Annotated in this window: 21 protein-coding genes and 1 riboswitch; of the genes, 18 read left to right on the top strand and 3 right to left on the bottom strand. The window is 51.8% G+C overall.

Annotated elements, in window-relative coordinates:
* The first annotated feature begins 6 nt into the window (after positions 1 to 6).
* A complete protein-coding gene (locus tag ACSFXJ_RS18505) occupies positions 7 to 375 on the top strand; it encodes an arsenate reductase family protein (RefSeq protein ID WP_435921888.1) in 369 nt (122 codons plus the stop codon).
* A gap of 10 nt (positions 376 to 385) precedes the next feature.
* On the top strand, positions 386 to 1282 hold the full coding sequence (locus ACSFXJ_RS18500; protein WP_435921887.1) for a 5'-3' exonuclease: 897 nt from the start codon (positions 386 to 388) through the stop codon (positions 1280 to 1282).
* 71 nt (positions 1283 to 1353) lie between these two features.
* On the opposite strand, the gene ACSFXJ_RS18495 is transcribed toward ACSFXJ_RS18500, so the two are convergent.
* Positions 1354 to 2376, bottom strand: coding sequence for a substrate-binding domain-containing protein (locus ACSFXJ_RS18495; protein ID WP_435921886.1), 1023 nt, complete (start codon positions 2374 to 2376; stop codon positions 1354 to 1356).
* 118 nt (positions 2377 to 2494) lie between these two features.
* On the opposite strand from ACSFXJ_RS18495, the gene modA reads away from it, so the two are divergent.
* On the top strand, positions 2495 to 3343 hold the full coding sequence (gene modA / locus ACSFXJ_RS18490; protein ID WP_435921885.1) for a molybdate ABC transporter substrate-binding protein: 849 nt from the start codon (positions 2495 to 2497) through the stop codon (positions 3341 to 3343).
* Positions 3344 to 3345: 2 nt separating this feature from the next.
* Positions 3346 to 4014 (top strand): molybdate ABC transporter permease subunit, encoded by a 669-nt coding sequence (modB, locus tag ACSFXJ_RS18485; protein WP_435921884.1) that lies wholly within the window; start codon positions 3346 to 3348, stop codon positions 4012 to 4014.
* Between the two features lie 407 nt (positions 4015 to 4421).
* Here the strand turns inward: modB and ACSFXJ_RS18480 are convergent, their stop codons facing one another.
* Positions 4422 to 4724 carry a DUF3055 domain-containing protein gene (locus tag ACSFXJ_RS18480; RefSeq protein ID WP_435925803.1) on the bottom strand — a complete coding sequence of 101 codons (303 nt, stop codon included), beginning with the start codon at positions 4722 to 4724 and terminating at the stop codon, positions 4422 to 4424.
* A gap of 203 nt (positions 4725 to 4927) precedes the next feature.
* On the opposite strand from ACSFXJ_RS18480, the gene ACSFXJ_RS18475 reads away from it, so the two are divergent.
* Positions 4928 to 5938 carry an HRDC domain-containing protein gene (locus ACSFXJ_RS18475; RefSeq protein WP_435921883.1) on the top strand — a complete coding sequence of 337 codons (1011 nt, stop codon included), beginning with the start codon at positions 4928 to 4930 and terminating at the stop codon, positions 5936 to 5938.
* 126 nt (positions 5939 to 6064) lie between these two features.
* On the opposite strand, the gene corA is transcribed toward ACSFXJ_RS18475, so the two are convergent.
* Complete coding sequence (gene corA, locus ACSFXJ_RS18470) at positions 6065 to 7000, bottom strand: magnesium/cobalt transporter CorA (RefSeq protein WP_435921882.1); 936 nt, start codon at positions 6998 to 7000, stop codon at positions 6065 to 6067.
* Between the two features lie 412 nt (positions 7001 to 7412).
* A riboswitch (SAM riboswitch) is annotated at positions 7413 to 7533 on the top strand.
* A gap of 85 nt (positions 7534 to 7618) precedes the next feature.
* On the opposite strand from corA, the gene metA reads away from it, so the two are divergent.
* The 13 genes from metA to ACSFXJ_RS18405 all read left to right on the top strand — a co-directional run bounded on the left by metA (position 7619) and on the right by ACSFXJ_RS18405 (position 22550).
* Positions 7619 to 8554 (top strand): homoserine O-acetyltransferase MetA, encoded by a 936-nt coding sequence (metA, locus tag ACSFXJ_RS18465; protein WP_435921881.1) that lies wholly within the window; start codon positions 7619 to 7621, stop codon positions 8552 to 8554.
* A gap of 17 nt (positions 8555 to 8571) precedes the next feature.
* The gene (locus tag ACSFXJ_RS18460; RefSeq protein WP_435921880.1) at positions 8572 to 9756 is read left to right on the top strand and encodes an aminotransferase class I/II-fold pyridoxal phosphate-dependent enzyme; all 1185 of its coding nucleotides are present in this window, start codon (positions 8572 to 8574) and stop codon (positions 9754 to 9756) included.
* Positions 9753 to 10919 (top strand): trans-sulfuration enzyme family protein, encoded by a 1167-nt coding sequence (locus ACSFXJ_RS18455; RefSeq protein ID WP_435921879.1) that lies wholly within the window; start codon positions 9753 to 9755, stop codon positions 10917 to 10919. Before ACSFXJ_RS18460 ends, ACSFXJ_RS18455 begins: the two co-directional genes overlap by 4 nt.
* 406 nt (positions 10920 to 11325) lie before the next feature.
* Positions 11326 to 12462: a cyclic dehypoxanthinyl futalosine synthase gene (mqnC, locus tag ACSFXJ_RS18450; RefSeq protein WP_435921878.1), complete on the top strand. Its 1137-nt coding sequence runs from the start codon at positions 11326 to 11328 to the stop codon at positions 12460 to 12462.
* A gap of 120 nt (positions 12463 to 12582) precedes the next feature.
* On the top strand, positions 12583 to 13494 hold the full coding sequence (locus ACSFXJ_RS18445; protein WP_435921877.1) for a putative sporulation protein YtxC: 912 nt from the start codon (positions 12583 to 12585) through the stop codon (positions 13492 to 13494).
* A 408-nt stretch (positions 13495 to 13902) separates the two neighbouring features.
* Complete coding sequence (thrS, locus tag ACSFXJ_RS18440) at positions 13903 to 15843, top strand: threonine--tRNA ligase (protein WP_435921876.1); 1941 nt, start codon at positions 13903 to 13905, stop codon at positions 15841 to 15843.
* A 287-nt stretch (positions 15844 to 16130) separates the two neighbouring features.
* A complete protein-coding gene (locus ACSFXJ_RS18435) occupies positions 16131 to 16823 on the top strand; it encodes a 3D domain-containing protein (RefSeq protein WP_435921875.1) in 693 nt (230 codons plus the stop codon).
* Between the two features lie 107 nt (positions 16824 to 16930).
* The gene (locus ACSFXJ_RS18430) at positions 16931 to 17086 is read left to right on the top strand and encodes a hypothetical protein (RefSeq protein ID WP_435921874.1); all 156 of its coding nucleotides are present in this window, start codon (positions 16931 to 16933) and stop codon (positions 17084 to 17086) included.
* A gap of 184 nt (positions 17087 to 17270) precedes the next feature.
* On the top strand, positions 17271 to 18230 hold the full coding sequence (liaF, locus tag ACSFXJ_RS18425; protein WP_435921873.1) for a cell wall-active antibiotics response protein LiaF: 960 nt from the start codon (positions 17271 to 17273) through the stop codon (positions 18228 to 18230).
* 4 nt (positions 18231 to 18234) lie between these two features.
* Entirely contained in the window at positions 18235 to 19278 is a 1044-nt protein-coding gene (locus ACSFXJ_RS18420) for a histidine kinase (RefSeq protein WP_435921872.1), read from the top strand.
* On the top strand, positions 19275 to 19934 hold the full coding sequence (locus tag ACSFXJ_RS18415) for a response regulator (RefSeq protein ID WP_435921871.1): 660 nt from the start codon (positions 19275 to 19277) through the stop codon (positions 19932 to 19934). Before ACSFXJ_RS18420 ends, ACSFXJ_RS18415 begins: the two co-directional genes overlap by 4 nt.
* A 132-nt stretch (positions 19935 to 20066) precedes the next feature.
* Positions 20067 to 21725: a S1C family serine protease gene (locus ACSFXJ_RS18410; protein WP_435921870.1), complete on the top strand. Its 1659-nt coding sequence runs from the start codon at positions 20067 to 20069 to the stop codon at positions 21723 to 21725.
* A 135-nt stretch (positions 21726 to 21860) separates the two neighbouring features.
* Positions 21861 to 22550: a response regulator transcription factor gene (locus tag ACSFXJ_RS18405; protein WP_435921869.1), complete on the top strand. Its 690-nt coding sequence runs from the start codon at positions 21861 to 21863 to the stop codon at positions 22548 to 22550.

Raw genomic sequence — 22550 nt, 5'->3', positions numbered from 1 at the left:
GATACAATGAGCGATCTTAAAGTATATCATTATCCTCCGTGCGGGACATGCCGAAAGGCGGTCAAATGGTTGGAAGCACGGGGACACCGGTTGGATTTGCACAATATTAAAGAAACTCCGCCGAATCCGGCCGAACTTTCCGAAATGATCGAGCTGAGCGGTCTGGACTTGAAGAAGTTTTTTAATACGAGCGGGGAAGTTTACAAGGAATTGGGCCTTAAAGATAAATTGCCGGGGATGGACCGCAAAGAACAAATCGAGTTGCTCGCTTCAAACGGTATGCTGATCAAGCGGCCTCTGGTTACGGACGGAAAGACCGTTACGGTCGGCTTTAAGGAAGAAACCTATGAAGAAGCATGGGGCACCGGAAAATAAGGAGGTAACGATGACGAACAAGCAGAATGACCGGGAAAGCATTTTACTGGTTGACGGGATGGCGCTTATGTTCCGCGCCTATTACGCTTCCGCCGTAACCGGCTATATCCGCCGGACGAAAGCGGGGTTGCCGACCAATGCGGTGTATGGATTCATGCGATATTTCTGGGACGCCGTTCAGAAGTTTAGCCCTACTCATATCGCCTGCTGCTGGGATTTGGGGAGCAAAACGTTCCGGACCGAACAGTTTGCGGCATATAAAGGAAACCGTTCCGAGGCTCCGGTGGACCTGGTCCCCCAATTTTCCGTTATTCGGGACGTCATGGACAGCCTCGGCATTCCCAATATCAGCAGTCCGGGGTATGAAGCGGACGACTGTATCGGAACGCTGTCCCGCAAGTTCGGGAATGAAATGGACGTTTTCGTTTTGACGGGGGACCATGATATGCTCCAACTGGTCGATGAACGGACAAGCGTCATTATCATGAAAAAGGGGCATGGCAATTACGTCGTTTATACGCCCGAGAGCTTGATGGAAGAGAAGCAGCTTGTTCCCCGGCAGATTATCGATCTCAAGGCGCTGATGGGCGACACGAGCGACAACTACCCTGGAGTGCGCGGCATCGGGGAGAAAACGGCGCTGAAGCTCGTTCAGGAATACGGGTCCGTTGAAGGGATTTTGGACAACCTTTCCGCCCTGACCAAGTCGGTCCGGACCAAGATCGAAAACGACCTCGACATGCTGCATTTATCGAGACAGCTGGCGGAGATCCGCTGCGATGTCGAACTCGTCTGCCATGCGGATGCCTGCCGTTTCGAATTGAACCAGGCTGCGGTGGCGTCCAAATTCGAGGAATTGGAAATGTCCAGCATGACCGCCTGGATGGGATTGGCGGCGACGCCTTAAAGGCAGCACGTTTTAAAAAAAGCAGCAAGCCTTCTTGATTGAAGAGGTTTGCTGCTTTTTTGCGTGGATTTTTACTTGGATGCCGGGCGCGAGTTCGGTTCGCTTTCTTGTTCCGTATCGTACAGAACCTGGCCGGTTAACGATAAATCATATCCTTTAATCTGGCCGAGTTCGCCCCGGAATTCCTCAGACCGCAACGTTTGGAGCAAAAGAGGGATCAGGGGAGCGGTTTTTTCCGTTTTTAAGATGACCAGGTCGTATCTTTCCCGGATCAACGGGATGAACTCCACGGTGTTGATGAGGGAAACGGCATTTTCGATGCCTACTCCGACATCGGCTTCCCCGGTGGCGACTTTTCCGGCGACGGCAAGATGGCTGGTCTCGATATGCTCGTACCCGTCGATTTGCTGACGGGAAATACGGTGCATCCGCAGCTGCTCGTCAAGCAGAACCCTGGCGCCCGAGCCGATTTCCCGGTTGATCAATTTAATCCCCGGGATGGCCAAATCGGCCCATGTATGGAGTTGCTTCGGGTTTCCCCGCCGCACATAAAGTCCGGCCTGGCGCTGCAGCATATTGACGACAATGTAGGAATGGCCCGTCAAAATCTTATTAATATAAGGAATATTATATTCACCGCTGTTTCCTTCAAGCAGATGCGTGCTGACGATGTCGGTTTCTCCCCGGTACATGGCGATCAGGCTGTCCAGGCTTCCGTTATGGGACCTTAGAGGACGAAAGCCCGGATAAGCCCGCTCGAGATGCTTGGCCAGCAAATCCAAGCTTAGATCCTGTCCGGTAATGACCAGGTTTTCGGGCAAGCGGGCCGGAGCGGACGATCCGGATTCGTTTCTCATACCGTCAAGACGACTCGGGATTTCCGCGGATATACCCGTATTGGATTGCCTTGAAATCCGGGCGGCACCGCTTTTGGCCTGCTGCTTGTAGTTTTCGAGATCGTCCGCATCCACCCTCATCTGTTTGCCGACCCGATAGGCGGGGAGTTCCCCTTTCTTGATGAGATCGTACACCGTTAATTTGGACACTTTCAGAAGCTTGGCGACTTCCTCGGTGGTATAGGAAACTTCGTTCATATCCGTCCTCCGTTGACGATTTTATGTCTAATTATAACTAGTTATATTCAGATATATCTAATTATATTATAATGGCAAAGTAGTTGTTCATGACATACTCGAAAGGAATGGATTTTTCATGTTCCCCAAAGTTAAGTTTTCAAACTGGCTAATCCCCGCGTTACTGGTCTTGGCTCTCGTTGTGTCCGGTTGCGGCAATTCCGGTAATTCGGCTGTCAGCGGGAATAACCAGACCGCACCGCAAGACAACCAGAGCTTGAAGCAGGGCAATCCGGTTACGCTGACCATTTCGGCGGCCGCGAGCCTTAAAGAAAGCATGGAAGAGATCGCATCTTTATATGAAAAAGAACATGAAAATATCAAGCTTACGATGAATTTCGGCGCATCCGGTTCGCTGCAAAAGCAAATCGAACAAGGCGCTCCGGCCGACTTGTTTGTTTCGGCAGGGCAAAAACAAATGAATGCCTTGATCGAAGGAAAATATGTTACGGAAGACAGCAAGATCGATTTGCTGCGCAACCAGCTTGTGTTGGTCGTTCCGTCCGATGCCGATGCTGTGCCCGGATCGCTTGACGACCTGAGCCAATCCGGTTTCGATAAAATTGCGCTCGGCGAACCCGAGGTGGTTCCCGCCGGCTCCTACACGAAAGAATCTTTGGAACATGAACAATTATGGGAACCGCTCCAACCGAAGATGGTATTTGCGAAGGACGTAACCCAAGTATTGACTTACGTGGAATCCGGAAATGCGGATGCCGGGTTTGTTTACGAGAGCGATGCCAAGCTGTCCTCCAAAGTAAAAACGGCGTTCGTCATCGATGAAGCGAGCCATGCTCCCATCGTATATCCCGCAGGAATCATTGCCGCGACCAAATATTCCGACGATGCAAAGGAGTTTCTTGCATTTTTGCAAACTCCGGCCGCGCGCGAAATATTTTTGAAAAACGGCTTCACCGCCAGCGAGTAGCCATGGAAAGAAGCGATTTTTGGTCGCCGGTCATCCTGTCTTTAAAAATTTCGCTGCTGGCGGGCATCATCGCTTTCCTGATCGCGGGCTATGTCGCCTGGTTGATGTCCAAAGCCAAATTCCGGGGCAAAGTCGTCCTTGAAACGATATTTATGCTCCCCATGGTTTTGCCGCCTACGGTCGTCGGCTTCTTATTATTGATGATGTTTGGCCGGCGCAGTCCGATCGGCAGGTTTTTTGAGTTTCTTGCCGGAATGCCGATCGTGTTCAGCTGGGGGGCAGCCGTGCTTGCGGCGGCAGTCGTCGCCTTTCCGCTGGGGTACCAATCGGCAAAGGCCGGATTTTTGTCCACGGACAAGGATTTGCTGTCCGCAGCCCGGTCGATGGGCGCATCCGAACTGCAGGTTTTGCGTTATATCGCCGTTCCCCTGGCTAGGCGCTCCCTTATGACCGCTTTTATCCTGTCATTTACGAGAGCGCTTGGCGAGTTCGGTGCCACACTCATGATTGCCGGTAATATTCCGGGGCGGACGCAGACGCTGCCGACAGCGATTTATATGGCCGTGGAATCCGGCGAGACCGGATCCGCCTGGGCGTGGGCAGGCTTGATGATTTTGATCTCTTTTGTTCTGTTGGCCATAAGCGGCCCCCGGGCTGAAAGGGAAGAATGAATGATTCCGGTGTTCCTGGTTTGCGATATGCCGCACCGTTACGGAAAAGTGGGGACCGAGCGGACGCGTACGAACTCGTGCGTGTCCGTTTTGAATGCTGCGAATCCCCCTGGACTGCTCAAACAGAACAAACCCGCTTCGAAACATGCGTATTCCACATCCCAGTAAGGCGCTTCAAACCGTACACCCCCCGCGCGGACAGCTAACGGAACACACAGCCGCTCTTGCGCCTTTTTTCGTCTTTTTTCAAGTCTAACGGAACCAGAAGCTCTTATTTGACGAATTTCGATGAAATCCCTGTGCTATTAAAGCAAATAAAGGCTCCCAGTTCCGTTAGATTTGGTGGAACGTGATTTTTCGTGCTCATAGCGTCTTCCAGTTCCGTTAGGTTTTTTGGACAAAATCAGCTAGTCCGTAAAATAGGCATCGCCGACGACCTGGTACAGGAAAGTGCGGAGCTCGTTGCCTTCCTCTTCAGACAGTCCGTAAACATGCTCGAGATATCCTTCTTCCTCCAAGTCGTCGGTACCCAAAATAGCGGTTTTTCCGTTTTGGAGATCGGTGACGAGCTTTTTCCCGTAGAAACGGTTGGTCGTGGTTACGGCAAGATCGAATCGTTTGAGACTATGTCCGATAAACGTGACGAATCGGGTTGAAGTGCTTTCCGTGCTGTCGGATAGAAAATCAAGGTCCTTGTTTTGTTCGCTCATCATGAAGCCCTCCCAAAATGCTAAGTGTCTTCTGTCATTATAACGGAAAAATGATGCGTCTGGAACGAGACCCGATTGACAGCGTCGGAAAAAAATGGTATGATTAGGAATAACAGTATACGAATAGGGGAAGCACCTCTCTTGATGAATTCAGGAGGGGTGCTTTTTTTGTCGTTGCTGACAGTGTAGAAGGAGGTTAGAGAATGCGAATCGTATTTTTGAACAGCCTGGAAAAGAAAGAAGAAGGTGCAATAACCGGAGGTGCCCGCGTCTGGATCGGCGAAGAGGACGGCGTCTGGCGGATGGGTTGGAACGAATTGAGCGGGGCAGAGGAACAGGAGACCATTTGGTACGAAGGCGGGTCATGGTCGGAAATGCTGCATGTGTACCGCCACCGATTGGTCGTCAAGCTTGGCGAAGGCTATCGTCCGGTGATCGAAGGGATATGGGATGAGAGGGAGGAGTTTCACGGACGGGGGATGGCCGCGCAGAAGCTGTATTGCTATAGCGAATTGCATGAGAATGAAGGACTTTACAACGAGCTTTGCGCTTGGCGGCGGAAACGGGCGGCAACCGATCGCAAACCGCCTTACTTGATTGCCAATAACCGGCTGCTGCGGCTCATCAGCGTGTTCCGGCCTGTGACGACCGAAGAACTGCTTCAGCTCCCGGGGGTCGGGGAAGCGAAGGCGGCGGAATACGGGGCGGATTTGCTGGAAATGACCCAACCGCACGCGGTTGACCGGCCCGGCGGTTTTCCGCTCGACTGGGTAGGGGATGTCATCGATGCGGAGGAGCTCCGTTCCTGGTTTTATAAACAAAAGGAAGTCAAGTTCAGAATGGAAATGGAGAAATTCAGCGCCCGCCGGATGACGCTGGAAGCGCTGGCCCAGGGAGCGAACCTGGACGGCATCTGTACGCGGACCGGTCTGGACCGCAGAGAAGCCGTTGAATTGCTCGAGCAGCTTGAAAAGGACGGTTATACGACCGAAGCGCTGATTCAAACCGAGCTTCAAGCGATGCCGGTTCAGCAGCAAACCTCGGTATGGCAAGCGTTTGACGAATTGGGCGACAGCTTGCTGAAGCCGGTGCTGCAGCGCGTTTTCGACCAGGAAGCGATCGAAGAAGGAGGTCTTGACCAGCTATATGAACGTTTGCGTTTGCTGCGCATCTCTTACAGACGCCATAAGGAAAACGCGCCGAAAGCGGTATAGAAAGACTTTTGAGCACGGACTTTAAGTCGAACTAGAAACGAAAAATATAAGAAAAAAAACGCTGGTCTCCCTTGAATCGCGGTGCGGATTCGAAAGAAGAGCCAGCGTTTTATTTTGCAACACGTTCTAAATCCAGTCCCGCTTCCGGAACAAATAGTACATACCTGCACCGAGTGCGATCATAACGCCGAGTACGACATAATAGCTGTATTTCCAATGCAGCTCCGGCATATGGTCAAAGTTCATCCCATAAATGCCGGTTATCAGGGTCAGCGGGATAAAAATCGTCGTAATCGCCGTAAACACGCGCATGATTTCATTGGCACGGTTGGCGATGGACGCTTGATACGCTTCTCGCAAGTTTCCGACCAATTCGCGGAAGGTATCGAAGTTTTCGGATATTTTTACCGCATTCTCATAGATGTCGCTGAAGTACTTCTGCAGTTGATCGTCGATCAGGCGCAGATCCTTTTTGTTTAAAATATTGATGACTTCTCTTTGTGGGCCGAGCACTTTTTTGAGCCACAAAATTTCGCTTCGCAGCCCGATAATCTCATTCAGATGCGATCGTTTGGTATGAATGAGTATATCTTCTTCCAGCTTCTCGATTTTCGCCTCGATCCGGTCGCCGACGGTAAAATAATTGTCCACCACCAGGTCGATAAGATAGTAAAGGAACCGGTCCGGTTCACTGACTTCCTGCTCCCAGAGGATCGGTTTAACGGCGCGAAGCTCGTTGATTTTTTGCTTGGTCACTGTAATGATATAATGCCGTCCCAAAAAAACGTTCAGCGCGCGAAGAAAGATTTCTTCGTCGTCATAACGGATGCTGTTGACTACGATAAAATAATGATTGTCATATGTTTCGATTTTAGGACGCTGTTCATCCTCGGAAAGACAGTCCTCCACCGCAAGATCATGCAGCGAGAACAGCGGCTGCAGCAGCTCGAGATCCTCGACACCGGCGTCGATCCAATAAAAACCTTGCTCGGGTGCTGTTGTTGTCGTTTCAACGTCTTCCACCGGCGAAAAAACACCGGAGACGACATGACGGATTTTCATACGGTTCACTCCCCTTTCCGGCCGGTTAAAGCCGGTTATGCTTCATTGCCTTCACGGCACGGGAAAGGGATCAGAGGCGAAAGACGCCGAATAAGGCGTTTTATTCAAACACCGGGAAAAGAAAGCGTCCCTGCTTATGTCCGCCCGGACGCCTGCTGATCGGTTTCCTATGCTGTTCTTGTTTCTGGTTGATGCTCTGCGGACTCGGGTCGCCTTCCATTCTCGGATCACCTCTTTTTAGACAAATTTCTTCATTAAACACTTGTCTAGTATAACGCCGGGGCACAAAATGTTTCAACCAAAAATCATGTGGACGAACTTCTGACGTATGGCTTGTTAAAACGGTGATTTCATGTATAATGGAAATCAGCAACTTAAATTTGAATCATCACAACCGCATATCGAGACGATTTTCTTATCAAGAGTAGGTGGAGGGACTAGCCCGATGATACCCGGCAACCGGCGATACTTCGCACGGTGCTAATTCTTGCAGAGCCGTAAAGTTAAGCGACACGGCTTCTGAGAGATGAGAGAGGCGCATTCAGGAATAAATGATGACCTTTCTCTTTAGAGTAAGGTCTTTTTTTCATACTACCAGACGTTGAAGGAGTGATGATGATGCCGATTAAAGTACCGGATCATTTGCCGGCGATAGAAGTATTGTCAAGCGAAAACATTTTCGTCATGGACGAAAGCAGAGCCTATCATCAGGACATCCGCCCATTGCGGATTGCCATTCTTAACTTGATGCCGACCAAGGAGACGACCGAAACCCAAATCTTGCGCCTGCTCGGGAACACTCCGCTTCAGGTTGAAATCGTACTGCTCCATCCAAGATCCCATAAGTCGAAAAACACCTCGGCTGAACATCTTGAAATGTTCTACAAAACCTTCGACGAAATCAAAGGACGCCGGTTTGATGGGATGATCGTAACGGGAGCCCCGGTCGAGCAGCTTGATTTCGAAGAGGTCAATTACTGGGAAGAGCTCAAAGAAATTTTCGAATGGAGCAAAACCCATGTCACCTCAACCATGCACATCTGTTGGGCTTCTCAAGCGGGACTTTACTATCATTACGGGGTTCGCAAGGTTCCTCTTGAGAAAAAATGCTTCGGCGTATTTTGGCATAAGGTCAACAGTCCGCATGTCAAGCTGCTTCGCGGGTTCGATGAAGCTTTCCAAGTGCCGCATTCGCGACATACGGATGTCGTCAGGGAAGATATAGAGCGGGTACCGGAGCTTGAAATTTTGGCGGAATCCGACGAAGCGGGCATTTATCTCGTCGCTTCCCGGGACGGCAAGCAAATCTTCGTGAGCGGACACTCCGAGTACGATCCGTGCTCCCTGAAATGGGAATACGACCGGGACGTCGCCAAAGGGCTTGAAATCGAAATCCCATTGCATTACTACCCGAATGATGATCCGTCGAAAACGCCGGTGTCGACATGGAGAGCCCATGCCAATTTATTATTCTCCAATTGGCTGAACTACTATGTGTATCAGGAAACCCCGTTTGACATCGATCAAATGGCCGAATTTATATACGAGATTTAGATTGGAGGATATTAATCATGGCAGAAAACAAATGGCATATGGAAAGTAGACTAGCGCAAATCGGATCCGTGGAGGAACCGGTCACCGGTGCGGTAAACTATCCGATTTATCAGGCGACGGCGTTTCGCCATCCGAGACTCGGGCAAAGTACGGGGTTTGACTACGCCCGCACGAAGAGCCCGACCCGGACAGTGCTTGAAGAAGCGTCCGCAAAGCTGGAAAGCGGCGATGCAGGCTTTGCGTGTAGTTCCGGGATGGCCGCGCTGCAAACGGTATTCAGCCTGTTTTCCCAAGGCGATCATCTGATCGTTTCGCTTGATTTATACGGGGGAACCTACCGGCTGCTTGAACGGATATTATCCCGTTTCGGCATCAGTGCATCCTACGTGGACACGAACGACCTGGACGCCCTGGAATCGGTCCTCAAGCCGAATACGAAGGCGGTATTCATCGAAACGCCGACCAACCCGCTGATGATGATTACGGATCTTGAAGCGGTAAGCTGTTGGGCGAAGCGCCATCAGCTGTTGACCGTTGTCGACAATACGCTGCTTACGCCTTATTTTCAACGGCCGCTTGAGCTTGGGGCGGACATTGTCGTACATAGCGCGACAAAGTATTTAGGCGGACATAACGATGTGCTTGCCGGCTTGATCGTGACGAAAGGCGAGGAATTATCCAAGGAAATAGCCTTTCTGCACAATTCGATCGGCGCGGTGCTCAGCCCTTCCGACTCCTATCAGCTTATGCGCGGGATGAAGACTCTGGCACTTCGCATGGAGCGCCATGAGAGCAATGCGCTGGCCGTGGCGGAGTATTTGCTGAAGCATCCGCAAATTGCTGAAGTATACCACCCGGGGCTCTCGGATCATCCGGGTCATGAGATTCAGAAGAAGCAAGCCAGCGGGAATACGGGGATTTTTGCATTTAAGGTGACGGATGCCCGTTATGTCGAGCCCGTGCTTCGCAACCTGGAACTGATCGCTTTTGCGGAAAGCCTTGGCGGCGTGGAGTCGCTCATGACCTATCCGGCGGTGCAAACCCATGCCGACATTCCGGTGGAAATCCGGGAAGCGGTTGGCGTGGACGACCGGTTGCTCCGGTTTTCGGTCGGTATCGAACACCCCGACGATTTGATTCGGGATTTGGGGCAGGCGCTCGAGGCTGCGCGGCTTGAAGTTGAAGGAGGACAAAACGAATGAGCGATCAAGGGGAGAAGAAACCGAAGTTTGAAACGAAGCTGATCCATTTCGGAGCGGAAGTGGATGAAGCGACAGGGGCTTCCAGCGTCCCGATTTACCAGGCATCGACTTTTCATCATCACGATATTTTCAATCCGCCGGTGTATGATTACAGCCGTTCCGGAAATCCGACCCGGCAAGCCCTTGAGGATTATATCGCGGTTTTGGAGGGCGGAGAGCGGGGATTTGCGTTTGCCAGCGGCATGGCGGCGATCTCCACGACCTTCATGCTTTTTTCCGCGGGCGATCATCTGATCGTGACCGAGGACGTATATGGGGGAACCTATCGGCTGCTGACGAATATTTTAAGCCGGTTGAACATCGAGGCTACGTTTGTCGACATGACGGATTTCGAAGCGGTTAAAAGTGCCCTTAAGCCGAACACGAAAGCCGTGTACATGGAAACGCCGTCCAATCCGACTTTGAAAATTACCGATATCGCCTTGATCGCCGGATGGGCTCGTGAAAATAACTTGCTCAGCATCGTGGACAATACGTTTATGACGCCATACTATCAGCGGCCGATTGAACTTGGCGTCGATATCGTCCTGCACAGCGCCACCAAGTTTCTTTGCGGGCATAGCGACGTGCTGGCGGGTCTCGCGGTCGCCCGGAACAAAACGCTTGCCGATCAATTGAAATATGTGCAAAACGGGCTGGGGACGGTGCTCGGAGCCCAGGATTCCTGGCTCTTGATGCGGGGGATGAAGACGCTTGGAGCCCGGATGGCGCAGAGCGAAATCAGCGCTCGCAAGCTTGCCGATTGGCTTAGCCGCCGCGAAGATATTGCAGCCGTCTTTTATCCCGGCCTTCCGGAACATCCGGGGCGCGAAATCCATGAACGCCAGTCCCCCGGCGGATACGGGGCGGTCGTTTCGTTCGACGTCGGTTCGGGCGAACGCGCCAAGCAGGTGCTGAGCAAAGTGAAGCTTCCGCTTGTCGCCGTCAGTCTCGGCGCGGTCGAGAGCATTCTTTCGTATCCGGCCATGATGTCTCATGCATCCATGCCGCAGGAGGTCCGTCACGAGCGCGGGATTACCGACGGCTTGCTGCGCTTCTCCGTCGGCCTTGAAGATGTGGACGATCTGATTGCCGACCTGGAGCAGGCGTTTGCGGGGCTGTAATACATCAAACATAAATGTTTTGGCGAGCCAGGAGATTTAACTCTCCTGGCTCTTTTTGTTAACAGGTTTGCCTGTTAACGGAAGCTATGGCCGCTAATTCTCTGGGAAGGATCTTTTCGTTAGGCTTAACGGAACGAGAAACTTTTATTGAACGGTATTCAAGATGAAAACCGGCGTATAATCACAAATAGGGTCCTCCCGTTCCGTTAGATTTTAAGAATCGCCCGTTTTCGTTCGATTAAAGGTGCTTAGTTCCGTTAGCTTGCGTTGGCGGGAGAAAACGCGCGTCGGTCTGCCGGTTAGGGGTTATTTTCTGCAGGCGATTGTGATAGGATGATCTTATTGAACTTTTTGGAAGTTAATTCTTTTATAATCTTATTCCATGGGGTACGAGGAGGCAGCGAATATGACTGCAATAGACGCAATTTTGGAAAAGGCGCTGCAAGGGGGGCGTCTCGATCTTGAAGATACGATCGCTTTGTTTGAATCCGATGAGGTGGAAAAAATCGGCCATACGGCGAATATTTTGATGGAACGAAAGCATCCGGAACCGATTACGACGTTCGTCATCGGACGGAATGTCAACTATACGAATGTGTGCGATGTGTACTGCCGGTTTTGCGCGTTTTACCGCCGTCCCGGTTCGGAGGAAGGCTATGTGCTTCCCGACGAAGTAATTTTTCAAAAAATCCAGGAAACGATCGATGTCGGCGGTACCGAAATTTTGATGCAGGGCGGTACAAACCCGAATCTTCCGTTCAGCTACTATACAAACCTGCTGAAAGCCATCAAAGAGAGATTCCCGGATATTACGATGCACTCTTTTTCTCCGGCCGAGATTATGAAGATGGTGGAAGTATCGGACGGCCTGACTTTGGAGCAGGTGGTACGCGAAATTCATGCGGCCGGCCTGGACTCGCTTCCGGGCGGCGGCGCCGAAATCCTTGACGACCGCACGCGCCGGAAAATCAGCCGTGCAAAAGGCTCCTGGCGCGACTGGATGGATGTCATGCAGACGGCGCACCGGATCGGCATGAACACGACGGCAACCATGGTCATCGGATTCGGCGAATCGATGGAAGAGCGTGCCCTTCACCTGCTCCGCGTCCGCGAAGCTCAGGATGAATGCCTGCAGAACGGCTATCCGTCGGAAGGATTTCTCGCATTCATTCCATGGACGTTCCAGCCGGACAACACCAATTTGAAGGTGGAGCGCCAAACGCCGGAGTCTTATCTGAAAACGGTGGCGATCAGCCGGATCGTACTGGACAACATCAAGAACCTGCAATCGTCCTGGGTGACGATGGGACCGGAGGTCGGACGGTTGTCCCTGCAATACGGCTGCAACGATTTCGGCAGCACGATGATCGAGGAGAATGTCGTTTCGTCCGCCGGCGCCACGCATAAGGTGAATATCGAGTCGATCCTGTCCATTATTCGCTCGGCGGGAAAAACGCCTGCTCAGCGCAATACGAAATATGATATTTTGCGCGTTTTCCATGAGGATTCGAAAGTAGAACGCGACTTTATTATGCAAAACTAAGTTTATCCGGCGAAAAATTCTCCAGCCCGGATTGGCAAACCTGGCTATCTTTCCATGGCCCGCCTCCGTATATCCGTTTCCTTCGCACCATATACTTTTGGAAACGAAAGGGGTGGGCTTATGGATTTTTTTTCGCTTAGGATGAACCTGAAAGCCGAACACTCGGGACAGCAGTTCCTTGCTTATATTTACGGAGCCGGAAGCGATGTACATAGGGGAGCCGCCCGGACGGATCTTCGTTATTCACCGGACGGGAAGGTCATGATGCTGACGGTTTCAAGCACCGGGCAGACGAAGCGGAAAGAGCTCCTTGACCGTGCCGGATCAGAGCTTGCCGCGGGCATCGCCCGATATATCGTGGAGGTGCGGGAAGAGGAGATCGCCATGGAATTGGCGGGCAAGGAGTACCCTTTTTCATCCGATGAGGAAAAACAGGCCGTTGAAGAGTGCGTTTGCGGCTTGCTTTCCGGTACCGACAGGGACGTCCGATCGGCCCGGGAACGCAGAATGAAAGGGATTCAAGCCAAGCTTGCGCAATTTTTGCAGACCAATTCCTACCTGGATCTGGACGGATTTATCCGCTTCCGGCTGCAGGAATACCGAAACCAGCTTCGCGAAGAAATCGATACGGCCATGGAGGAATATTTGCTAGATCAGCAATACGAACAATTTATCCGCCTGCTGCAGTCCTTCGTGAAGTTTCAGGAACCGCTCACCCCGCTCGTACATCTGATGCATAAGGGGGAACAGGACTTCAGCGTCTTGAACGAACAGTTCACGAAAATAAACGCGACCGTTCCGGGCGGCGTGGTAGCCCAAATGGCGGACCAGGAAATGGAGCTGGAGGACAGGGTCGTCAGCACGCTGATTTCGTTATCCCCTTGCCGGATTTTGATTCATACCCGCCAACCCGAGTCGCTGATCATTTCCACGATCCGCCGGATATTCGGAGAACGGGTACAGCTTTGCCTTCACTGTCCTCACTGCCATCCGTTCCATATGGAACAGCGGCGCAAGGACCAAGGGATTTAAGGTTGCTTGACGGGCATTATCCGCCGCTATATAATACTCAAAGAACGAAAAGTTCTTTTGAAGCTTGTTTGAACATTCTTTAAAAGCGTCGACAAAGACACGAGCCAAAAAGTCACGAACGGTTCAGAGAGAGGGGACCCGGCTGAAATTCCCTCCGGTTTCGATTTTGGTTTACCCCTTTGTAGCTGTGGTTCCGAACCCGCTTGGACCAGGTTTATCCGGTCGGCGTCATTAGGGATCGCCGGTTCATTCCCGTTACAGAATGCCGAATTAAGGGCTGTTTGAGTACGAGTCAACGGCCGAATGAGGGTGGAACCACGGGTATATAACGCTCGTCCCTTTCCGGGACGGGCTTTTTTTATTGTCCGTTTCCGGGACAAAACCATCTTTGTTAGGGAGGAAAAGAAAATGGCGATGTTAAAAGTATCGCTGCCGGACGGCTCCGTCCGGGAGTATGCGGAAGGCAGCACTTTGGAAGATGTGGCTGCTTCCATCAGCAGCGGGCTGCGCAAAAATGCGGTGGCCGGCAAAATCAATGAAAAAGCGGTGGATTTGAATACCGTGCTGGAAGACGGTGCGAAGGTGGAAATCCTCACGCTGGATTCCAAAGAAGGTTTGGAAATCATGCGACACAGTACGGCGCATTTGATGGCCCAGGCGGTAAAACGCCTGTTCGGCGGCAAGGAAGTGAAGCTCGGAATCGGACCTGTGATTGAGGACGGTTTTTATTATGACATGGATCTCGAGCATCCGCTAAATCCGGAAGACCTGCAAAAAATCGAGAAGGAAATGGAGCGCATCGTAGGCGAAAACCTGCCGATTACCCGTCGCGAAGTGAGCCGGGAAGAAGCGGTGGCGATCTTTACCGAACTCGGAGATCCGTACAAATTGGAACTTATCCGCGATCTGCCGGAGGACAGCGTCATTTCGATTTACGATCAGGGCGAATTTTTCGATCTTTGCCGCGGACCTCACGTTCCTTCCACAGGAAAAATCAAAGTATTCAAGCTGCTCAGCGTAGCGGGCGCATACTGGCGCGGCAACAGCGACAATAAAATGCTGCAGCGCATTTACGGAACGGCGTTCGTGAAAAAGGCCGAGCTTGACGAACACCTTCATATGCTGGAGGAAGCAAAGAAACGCGATCACCGGAAGCTTGGCAAGGAACTCGGCATCTTCACCTTCAACAATCTGGTCGGCCAAGGATTGCCGATCTGGCTGCCGAAGGGTGCGACCCTACGCCGGACTTTGGAGCGTTATATTGTCGATATCGAAGAACGTCTCGGTTACCAGCATGTTTACACTCCGGTACTGGGGAATGTCGACTTGTACAAAACGTCCGGCCACTGGGAACATTATCAGGACGATATTTTCCCGAAAATGGCGATCGACACCGAAGAATTCATTCTTCGCCCGATGAACTGCCCACACCATATGATGGTGTACAAGAGCGACCTGAGAAGCTACCGGGATCTGCCGATCCGGATTGCCGAGCTCGGAATGCAGCACCGGTACGAAATGTCCGGCGCGTTGACAGGTTTGCATCGCGTACGCTCCATGACGCTCAATGACGCGCACATTTTCTGCCGTCTGGATCAAATCAAGGATGAGTTCAAACGCGTGCTTGATTTGATCGGCCGGGTATATAATGACTTCGGCATCAAAGAATACCGTTTCCGTTTGTCTTACCGGGATCCTCAGGATACCGAGAAATACTTCCAGGACGATAACATGTGGAATACCGCTCAACGCATGCTCCGCGAGGTCGTGGAGGAAGCGGGTCTGCCGTTCTTCGAAGCGGAAGGCGAAGCGGCATTCTATGGTCCGAAGCTTGACGTTCAGGTGAAAACCGCGCTGGGCAAGGAAGAAACGCTGTCGACCGTTCAAATCGACTTCCTGCTTCCTGAACGCTTCCAGCTGGAATATGTCGGCGAAGACGGAGCCAAGCACCGTCCGGTCGTGTTGCACCGCGGAATTTTGGGTACGATGGAACGCTTCTCGGCATTCCTGCTGGAGAACTTTGCCGGCAACCTGCCGCTGTGGCTGTCTCCGATTCAAGCCAAAATCATTCCGGTATCCAGCGCGTTTGACGATTATGCCCGATCGGTCGAAGAAAAGCTGCGTGACGGGGGCATCCGTGCGGAAAGCGATCTGCGCAACGAAAAGCTCGGTTACAAAATCCGGGAAGCCCAGCTCGAGAAAATTCCTTACATGTTCGTCGTGGGCGAAAACGAGCAATCCGCCGGCACGGTCTCGGTCCGCAAGCGCGGCGAAGGCGACCTCGGCGCGAAATCATTGGATGAGGTACTTATCCTCCTCCAAGACGAAATCCGCAACCACGTGATATAAGGTAGTCAAAAAGAAGGCTTTTGATCACGAAGAAACCCAAGAAGCATATGCGGCATCTAATCTTGAATTCAGACGGGCCTTCCGGTGCTCACGTAGGTTCTGCCTACGCTGCGCTCCTCAGACCCGTCTTCATCCAACCTTCTCGGTGCTGAAAAGCCGACTTTTTGACATTGATTTGAAGAGGAAGTCTAAAAAGGTTGATCATATTTATCAACCCGATTTTTGAATAACGAGGTATAAAACAAGGCGCATGTGGAAAACATTCCGAATAAGGGGGAGGTTTTCACATGCGCCAATTTGTTATGTGGCAAAGAACCGTCATCACATTATTCCTTTCGGTTCTTCTCATTCAAGGGATCGCCGCTGACAACATGATCTACGCAAAGCAAAATCAATATGCTTACAACGACTCGTATATGGTTTATGAAATGCGGGGGCTCCAGGAGCAAGTCCGGAGAAATGAATACAAGACGGTTCAGAACCCGCAAAACGGCAATCATCCGGCATCGGTCCGGAAAAGCCAGACGAAGCAGGATCAGCAGACAAGCACCAAAAAAGCGGTCAAAACGGTTAAGGTGATGGCTACCGGTTATACGGCCGGTTACGAGTCCACGGGCAAGCGCCCTAATCATCCCCAGTACGGCATTACGTATTCGGGAGTAAAGGTGCGGCGTGACAAGGATACGATTTCTACGATCGCGGCCGACTTGAAGGTGTTTCCGCTCGGTACCATTCTTTATATTCCGGGTTACGGGTACGGGGTCGTCGCTGACAAAGGTTCGGCGATCAAAGGCAACAAAATCGATCTTTATTTTAAAACGACAAAGCAGGTATTCAAGGAATGGGGCAAAAAAGAAGTCGAGGTCCAAGTCATTCGCAAGGGTGACGGCAAACTGACGGAAGCGATGCTTCAAAAGCTGGGAAAAGTGATGGAAGCCAGCAAGGAAATCCCGGAAAATGTCTGGGATCAAGCGATTTGACCGGATGAATAAAGCGAACTTCCGCTTGGCATATTAACTTACGAGGTCGATCAACGGCCGAATGAGAAGCGTCGTCTATGCGCTTTGTGCCAAGGGAGGTGAATTTCGTGCCGAATCAAAAGAATAAGGCTGCTTCTCCGGGTTACAAAACTCCGAACGAGAAATACAACGAGGAGTTTGCTGAAGAAAGCAAGGCGACCATTGCCCAAAAGGCAAAGGCTTCCCGTAATGCTGCGACTAACAACCAAAACTTCCAAAAATAATCGAAATAGCAAAGGCGCTTTCCCTAACGTGTTCAACACGGCGGGGGAGGCGTCTTTTGATTTCCCCGGCATCTCGGTCTCGAGACCGAGGACAGGTTCCATCCCGCGCCGCTGTTGCAAAACTCTCCGATAAGGTACACTTGGTTTATCAATAATCAGGAATGAACATTTGGAGGGAACTGCCATGAGGAACGGATTAGGGGGGCGAATCATTGGAGGGCTGGTGCTGATCGGCATCGGCGCCATATTTTTGTTGAACCAGTTGGGGATCATTGATGTAAGCCTTGGTTATTTGTTTGCGACCTATTGGCCCGTGTTTTTGATACTGGGCGGAATCAGCCAGTTGGCAAACGGCAACATCCGGGGGTCAGGATTGATTGGAAGCGTGGTCCTGTTTGCGATCGGGGGGTATTTTCTGGCGAGAAATCTGGATATGATCAGCCTTGCGCCAGGGGATTTCTTCAAATTCTTCTTCCCGCTCGCACTTATTATCATCGGATTGACGGTGTTGTTCAGACCGGGAAACGAGAAAAAAAAACCGAACGCTGATTTTCCGCCAGCCCCGCCGAGACCGCCGGTTCCGCCGCTTGGCGAAACCTATATTCCGGAAATGCAATCTCCGCTGGATTCGATGTTCGGCGAGCTTGAGAAGGATAAGGCGAAAGAACAGCCCAAATATGAGCATGAACATAAGCAGTCGTATCAAAGTTATGGGAAGACGAACTACGGAACATTTGAGATGGGCGGCAGCGGAGGAAAAAGGGACACCTTCAACAAATCCGGATTTATCGGCGACGTCCATTTGGGCCAGGATTATTTCGAATTGCATCCGACGAACATCTCCCATTTTATCGGAGATACCATCATCGATCTGACAAAGGCGCAAATTCCTTACGGGGAAACGAAAATCAATGTATCGGCGTTTATCGGCGACGTTAAAGTGTTTATTCCGGAAGATATGGATATCGGGATTACGGCGGAGTCCAGCGCGTTCATCGGCGATCTGAAGGTGCTCAAACAGAAGCAGGGCGGGTTTATGAGCAACGTACAGGCTCAGACCCCTTATTACAGCGAAGCCAGCAAACGGGTGAAACTGGTGGTCAGCGTGTTCATCGGCGACGTTAAAGTGAATATGGTAGGTTAAGCTTATGATGGTACAACGGATTTTGAAGAATACAAAATGGGAGCTTCTGTTGTTCTTTTTACTGACAGGAAGCCTTTCGGCGATCGCGCTTTATATCGGAAATCAAGTCGGGGTCATTGAAATCAATGACCCTAAGGTCTTGATCTACTATATAGCGGGGGTCGTCATTTTGACGCTTATCATCGGCTACGTAGCCGGAAGACGGATTCAGGGCCGGATCGATCCGATGCATCTGAACATGCTTCAGGTAGCGAAAGGGAATTTGTCCGTGCGCATGCCGGAAACGGTCGATCAGACCTTTGCCGGGGTATACAGGGAATTCAACAATATGACGGATGCGGTCGAGAAAAAAATGCAGCTGCTTCAGCAGTACGGCGAGCAGGACGTGATGGAAAAGGAGCAGGCGGCGGAAAAAGCCGTGCTGGAGGAACGCCGGCGGCTCGCCCGGGATTTGCACGATACGGTCAGCCAGCAGCTTTTTGCGATTCATATGGCGGCTTCATCCTTGCCCAAGGTGCTTGAAATCAATGAACAGCAGGCCCATGCCGTCATGGACCAGTTAATCCAGATGTCGAATATCGCCCAAAAACAAATGCGCGCTTTAATCGCCCAGCTTCGGCCGATGGAGCTGGTGGACAAGACGCTGGAGGAAGCGCTGGACCAATGGTTTCCCGATTATTGCAGGCAGAACGGGCTTAAAGGAATCAAGGATATGGATTTGAAAGGGGATATGTCGGAAGCCAAGGAGCATCAGTTATTCCTGATCATACAGGAAGCGATGGCCAATATCGTCAAGCATGCCGGGGCCAGCCTGGTGAGTCTATCGCTTCGGGAAGGGGCGCGGCAGGTGGTGCTCAGCATCAGCGACGACGGGCAAGGGTTCAGCAGCACGGTGCAGAAGCAAGGATCGTACGGCCTGACGACGATGAAGGAACGGGCGGAGAAGCTGGGCGGCCATGTTGAAATCATCAGCAAGCCGGGTGCGGGAACGACGATCCGGGTACATATTCCGAAATTTGAGGACGGTAAAAGGGGAGACCGGGAATGAGCGAAAAGATCAAGGTGATGATCGTGGACGACCACGATATGGTGCGGATGGGATTGAAAACGTACTTGATGCTGGATCCGGCATTCGAAGTGATCGCCGAGGCCGGAAACGGGCAGGAAGCGGTAAACCTGCTGGAACAAGGTATTCCGGGGGGAGGACCGGACATTATATTGATGGATTTGATGATGCCGGTGATGAACGGCGCGGAAGCGACCAAAGAAGTGCTCAGCCGGTTCCCCGGGATGAAAATCGTGATCCTGACCAGTTTTCTGGAGGATGAGCTGGTTGTCCAGGCCGTGGAGGCAGGCGCCGTCAGCTATGTGCTGAAAACCGTGTCGGCGGAAGAACTGATTTACGCGCTTCAAGGGGCATACCGCGGAATGCCGGTGATGACGGGAGACGTCGCCCAGGCATTAACCCGGGGGCTTCGGAAGCAGACGGTCCAAGGCGACGATTCCGGCATGACGGAACGGGAAAAGGAAGTGCTGCTCTTGATCGCCGAGGGCAAAACGAACAAGGATATCGCCGAGGAACTTCACATTAGCATTAAAACGGTGAAAACGCATGTCAGCAACCTGTTGATGAAATGCGAACTCGAAGACCGGACTCAGCTCGCTATTTTCGCTCACCGGCAGGGATGGGTGTCACCGCGTTAAGTCTTTTAAGCCTTCCTTACTCGCTTTTATCTCCTTTTTAATTGTTTTTAAGGTACGCTTAAGGTTTATAGTACAAAATAAGAACATGAAAACATGATCCCCTGCGGTATACAGGGGGAGGAGGTAACTACCATGGAAGAAGAAAAATACAAAGCGAATCAGCCTTTCGGGGAGAACAACAATAACGGAAACGACAACAACGGCAGCAACGGCACAAACAGTGCAGGGCATGCCTACGGAGAAGAACCACATCACCGGCAACCGGAAGGTTCAGGCTCGTCTTATTATTACTCTTACGGACCGTTTCAATCTTACAATCATCGCGAAGAAGTGGAAATTACGACGCCGCAGCCGGTTCGGCCGATTCCTTCTTCATATGAAGTCCGCACGGGTCCTGACGGTACGGGCGGAGCAGGAGCAGGCGGCGGGGACGGGAAAATCGGCGCGCCGGCCAAAAACCCGGGAAATTGGCAGTTTAACAAGCCGCCGAAAAAGTCGTCAGTCAAATCCGTCATCGCAGGCGTTCTGGCAGGCATGCTGATCATGACCGGATCAATGGTGTTCGCAGACCGTCAAAACCTGTTTACGCCGGATCAGCCGGCCGTCACGACACCGGCACCATCGTCTTCGAACAGCGGGAACTCGCAGAATAACAGCAACGGAAGTTCTTCGTCTTCGACGGCTACTCCTGCCTTATACCCGGTTACGGATAACGGGGACGTCAGCAATGTCGTCAATCAGGCGGGGCCGGCCGTCGTCAAAATCGAGACCCTGGTCAAATCCAGTAAACAAGGCTCGAGCAGCACCAATCCATACGGCAACGATCCGTTTTACCGCTATTTCTTTGGAGACAGCTATTTCGGCGGCGGTTCGGACAGCGAATCGGGGAACGGTCAAGGCTCCTCCGGTTCGGACCAGCTGGTGCCTACGGGAATCGGCTCTGGCTTCATTTTTGACAAAACCGGATATATTTTGACGAACGAGCATGTCGTGCATAACGCCGACGTTGTGCAAGTCACGGTGCAAGACACCGAGAAGCCTTATGAAGCGAAAGTGCTCGGCACAAGCTATGAGCTTGACCTGGCCGTGCTGAAAATTGAAGGCAACGGCAACTTCCCTTCGATTCCGCTGGCCGATTCAAGCAACACGCAAGTCGGACAGTGGCTGGTAGCGATCGGCAATCCTCAAGGATTTGACCATACCGTAACCGCCGGCGTACTGAGCGCGAAAGAACGCAGCATTACGATCGCAGGCGAAAACGGCGAAAAAGACCGTGAATACGAGCACCTGTTGCAGACGGACGCCTCCATTAATCCGGGGAACTCCGGCGGTCCATTGCTCAACCTGAACGGGGAAGTCGTCGGAATCAACGTAGCCGTCAGCTCGGATGCCCAAGGAATCGGGTTTGCGATTCCGACCAGCACGATCAGCGAAGTGCTCGAAAAGCTGAAGAACAATGAAAAGATTCCGCAAAAACCGGTACCGTTTATCGGCGCAACGCTGATGACGATGACCGATGAAGTGGCCAAACAAATGGGAACGGACGTAAAAGAAGGCTCCGTCGTATCGGACATCGTCTTCAAATCCCCGGCCTATAATGCGGACCTCCGTCCATACGACATTATCACGGGTGCGGACGGTAAAGCATTCGCCACCAAGGAATCTCTGATCGAGTACATCCAAAAGCAGCAGGTCGGCGACGTTGTGACCTTCAATGTGGTCCGCGACGGCCGCAAACTGGATTTGAAAATTACCATCGGCAACAAAAACGACTTTTCCAACCTAGAGTAACCGGTGACCTATGACGAGTGGGGCGGCAGGCCAAAGGGCCTGCCGCTTTTTCGGGATATCGGCAGCATACGGCATCTTTTGCTACAATAATGAGAGAAGAAACTCAAGAGATGCGCCTAAAAGGAGAGATGGACATTGAGATCCTCGATTTTGGTTATAGATGATGATGAGAAAATTACTTCGATGCTGCGGCGGGGGCTTGCTTTCGAGGGGTACGACGTGCATACGGCGCGCAATGGTGCGGAGGGGTTGTCGATGGTGATGACCGCCGACCCGGATCTGATTATTCTCGATGTCATGATGCCGCAAATCGACGGTTTTGAAGTATGCCGCAGGCTTCGGCAAGGCGGAAGCACGGTTCCGGTTTTGATGCTCACGGCCAAGGATGAAGTGGAGAACAGAGTCAAAGGGCTGGATACGGGAGCCGATGATTACCTGGTCAAACCGTTCGCGCTTGAGGAGCTGCTTGCCAGAGTGCGCGCGCTTCTTCGCCGGAAGGAGCCGGCGGGGGAAACGGCGGAGAACCGTCTGACGTTTGAGGACATCGTCATGGATCTTGATTCCCGGGAAGTGCTTCGTTCAGGACAGCGTCTTGAATTAACGGCTAAGGAATTCGAGCTGCTGCATCTGTTTATGCAAAACCCGAAACGCTTGTTGACCCGGGATCTCATTATGGATAAAATATGGGGCTACGACTACAGCGGGGAGTCCAACGTGCTGGAAGTGTATATTGCGATGCTCCGGCAGAAAACGGAGGAACACGGCGGGAAAAGAGTGATTCAAACGATTCGCGGTGCGGGCTACATTCTGAGAGGTGACTCCTAG

The organism is Paenibacillus salivarius (genome assembly GCF_051307165.1).
Lineage (GTDB): Bacteria > Bacillota > Bacilli > Paenibacillales > Paenibacillaceae > Fontibacillus.
This window is presented reverse-complemented; position numbering and strand designations above follow the sequence as displayed.

Coding starts and splice junctions, on each gene's coding strand:
- ACSFXJ_RS18505 (WP_435921888.1), top strand. CDS start 7: ATGAGCGATCTTAAAGTATATCATTATCCTCCGTGCGGGACATGCCGA.
- ACSFXJ_RS18500 (WP_435921887.1), top strand. CDS start 386: ATGACGAACAAGCAGAATGACCGGGAAAGCATTTTACTGGTTGACGGG.
- ACSFXJ_RS18495 (WP_435921886.1), bottom strand. CDS start 2,376: ATGAACGAAGTTTCCTATACCACCGAGGAAGTCGCCAAGCTTCTGAAA.
- modA (WP_435921885.1), top strand. CDS start 2,495: ATGTTCCCCAAAGTTAAGTTTTCAAACTGGCTAATCCCCGCGTTACTG.
- modB (WP_435921884.1), top strand. CDS start 3,346: ATGGAAAGAAGCGATTTTTGGTCGCCGGTCATCCTGTCTTTAAAAATT.
- ACSFXJ_RS18480 (WP_435925803.1), bottom strand. CDS start 4,724: ATGAGCGAACAAAACAAGGACCTTGATTTTCTATCCGACAGCACGGAA.
- ACSFXJ_RS18475 (WP_435921883.1), top strand. CDS start 4,928: ATGCGAATCGTATTTTTGAACAGCCTGGAAAAGAAAGAAGAAGGTGCA.
- corA (WP_435921882.1), bottom strand. CDS start 7,000: ATGAAAATCCGTCATGTCGTCTCCGGTGTTTTTTCGCCGGTGGAAGAC.
- metA (WP_435921881.1), top strand. CDS start 7,619: ATGCCGATTAAAGTACCGGATCATTTGCCGGCGATAGAAGTATTGTCA.
- ACSFXJ_RS18460 (WP_435921880.1), top strand. CDS start 8,572: ATGGCAGAAAACAAATGGCATATGGAAAGTAGACTAGCGCAAATCGGA.
- ACSFXJ_RS18455 (WP_435921879.1), top strand. CDS start 9,753: ATGAGCGATCAAGGGGAGAAGAAACCGAAGTTTGAAACGAAGCTGATC.
- mqnC (WP_435921878.1), top strand. CDS start 11,326: ATGACTGCAATAGACGCAATTTTGGAAAAGGCGCTGCAAGGGGGGCGT.
- ACSFXJ_RS18445 (WP_435921877.1), top strand. CDS start 12,583: ATGGATTTTTTTTCGCTTAGGATGAACCTGAAAGCCGAACACTCGGGA.
- thrS (WP_435921876.1), top strand. CDS start 13,903: ATGGCGATGTTAAAAGTATCGCTGCCGGACGGCTCCGTCCGGGAGTAT.
- ACSFXJ_RS18435 (WP_435921875.1), top strand. CDS start 16,131: ATGCGCCAATTTGTTATGTGGCAAAGAACCGTCATCACATTATTCCTT.
- liaF (WP_435921873.1), top strand. CDS start 17,271: ATGAGGAACGGATTAGGGGGGCGAATCATTGGAGGGCTGGTGCTGATC.
- ACSFXJ_RS18420 (WP_435921872.1), top strand. CDS start 18,235: ATGATGGTACAACGGATTTTGAAGAATACAAAATGGGAGCTTCTGTTG.
- ACSFXJ_RS18415 (WP_435921871.1), top strand. CDS start 19,275: ATGAGCGAAAAGATCAAGGTGATGATCGTGGACGACCACGATATGGTG.
- ACSFXJ_RS18410 (WP_435921870.1), top strand. CDS start 20,067: ATGGAAGAAGAAAAATACAAAGCGAATCAGCCTTTCGGGGAGAACAAC.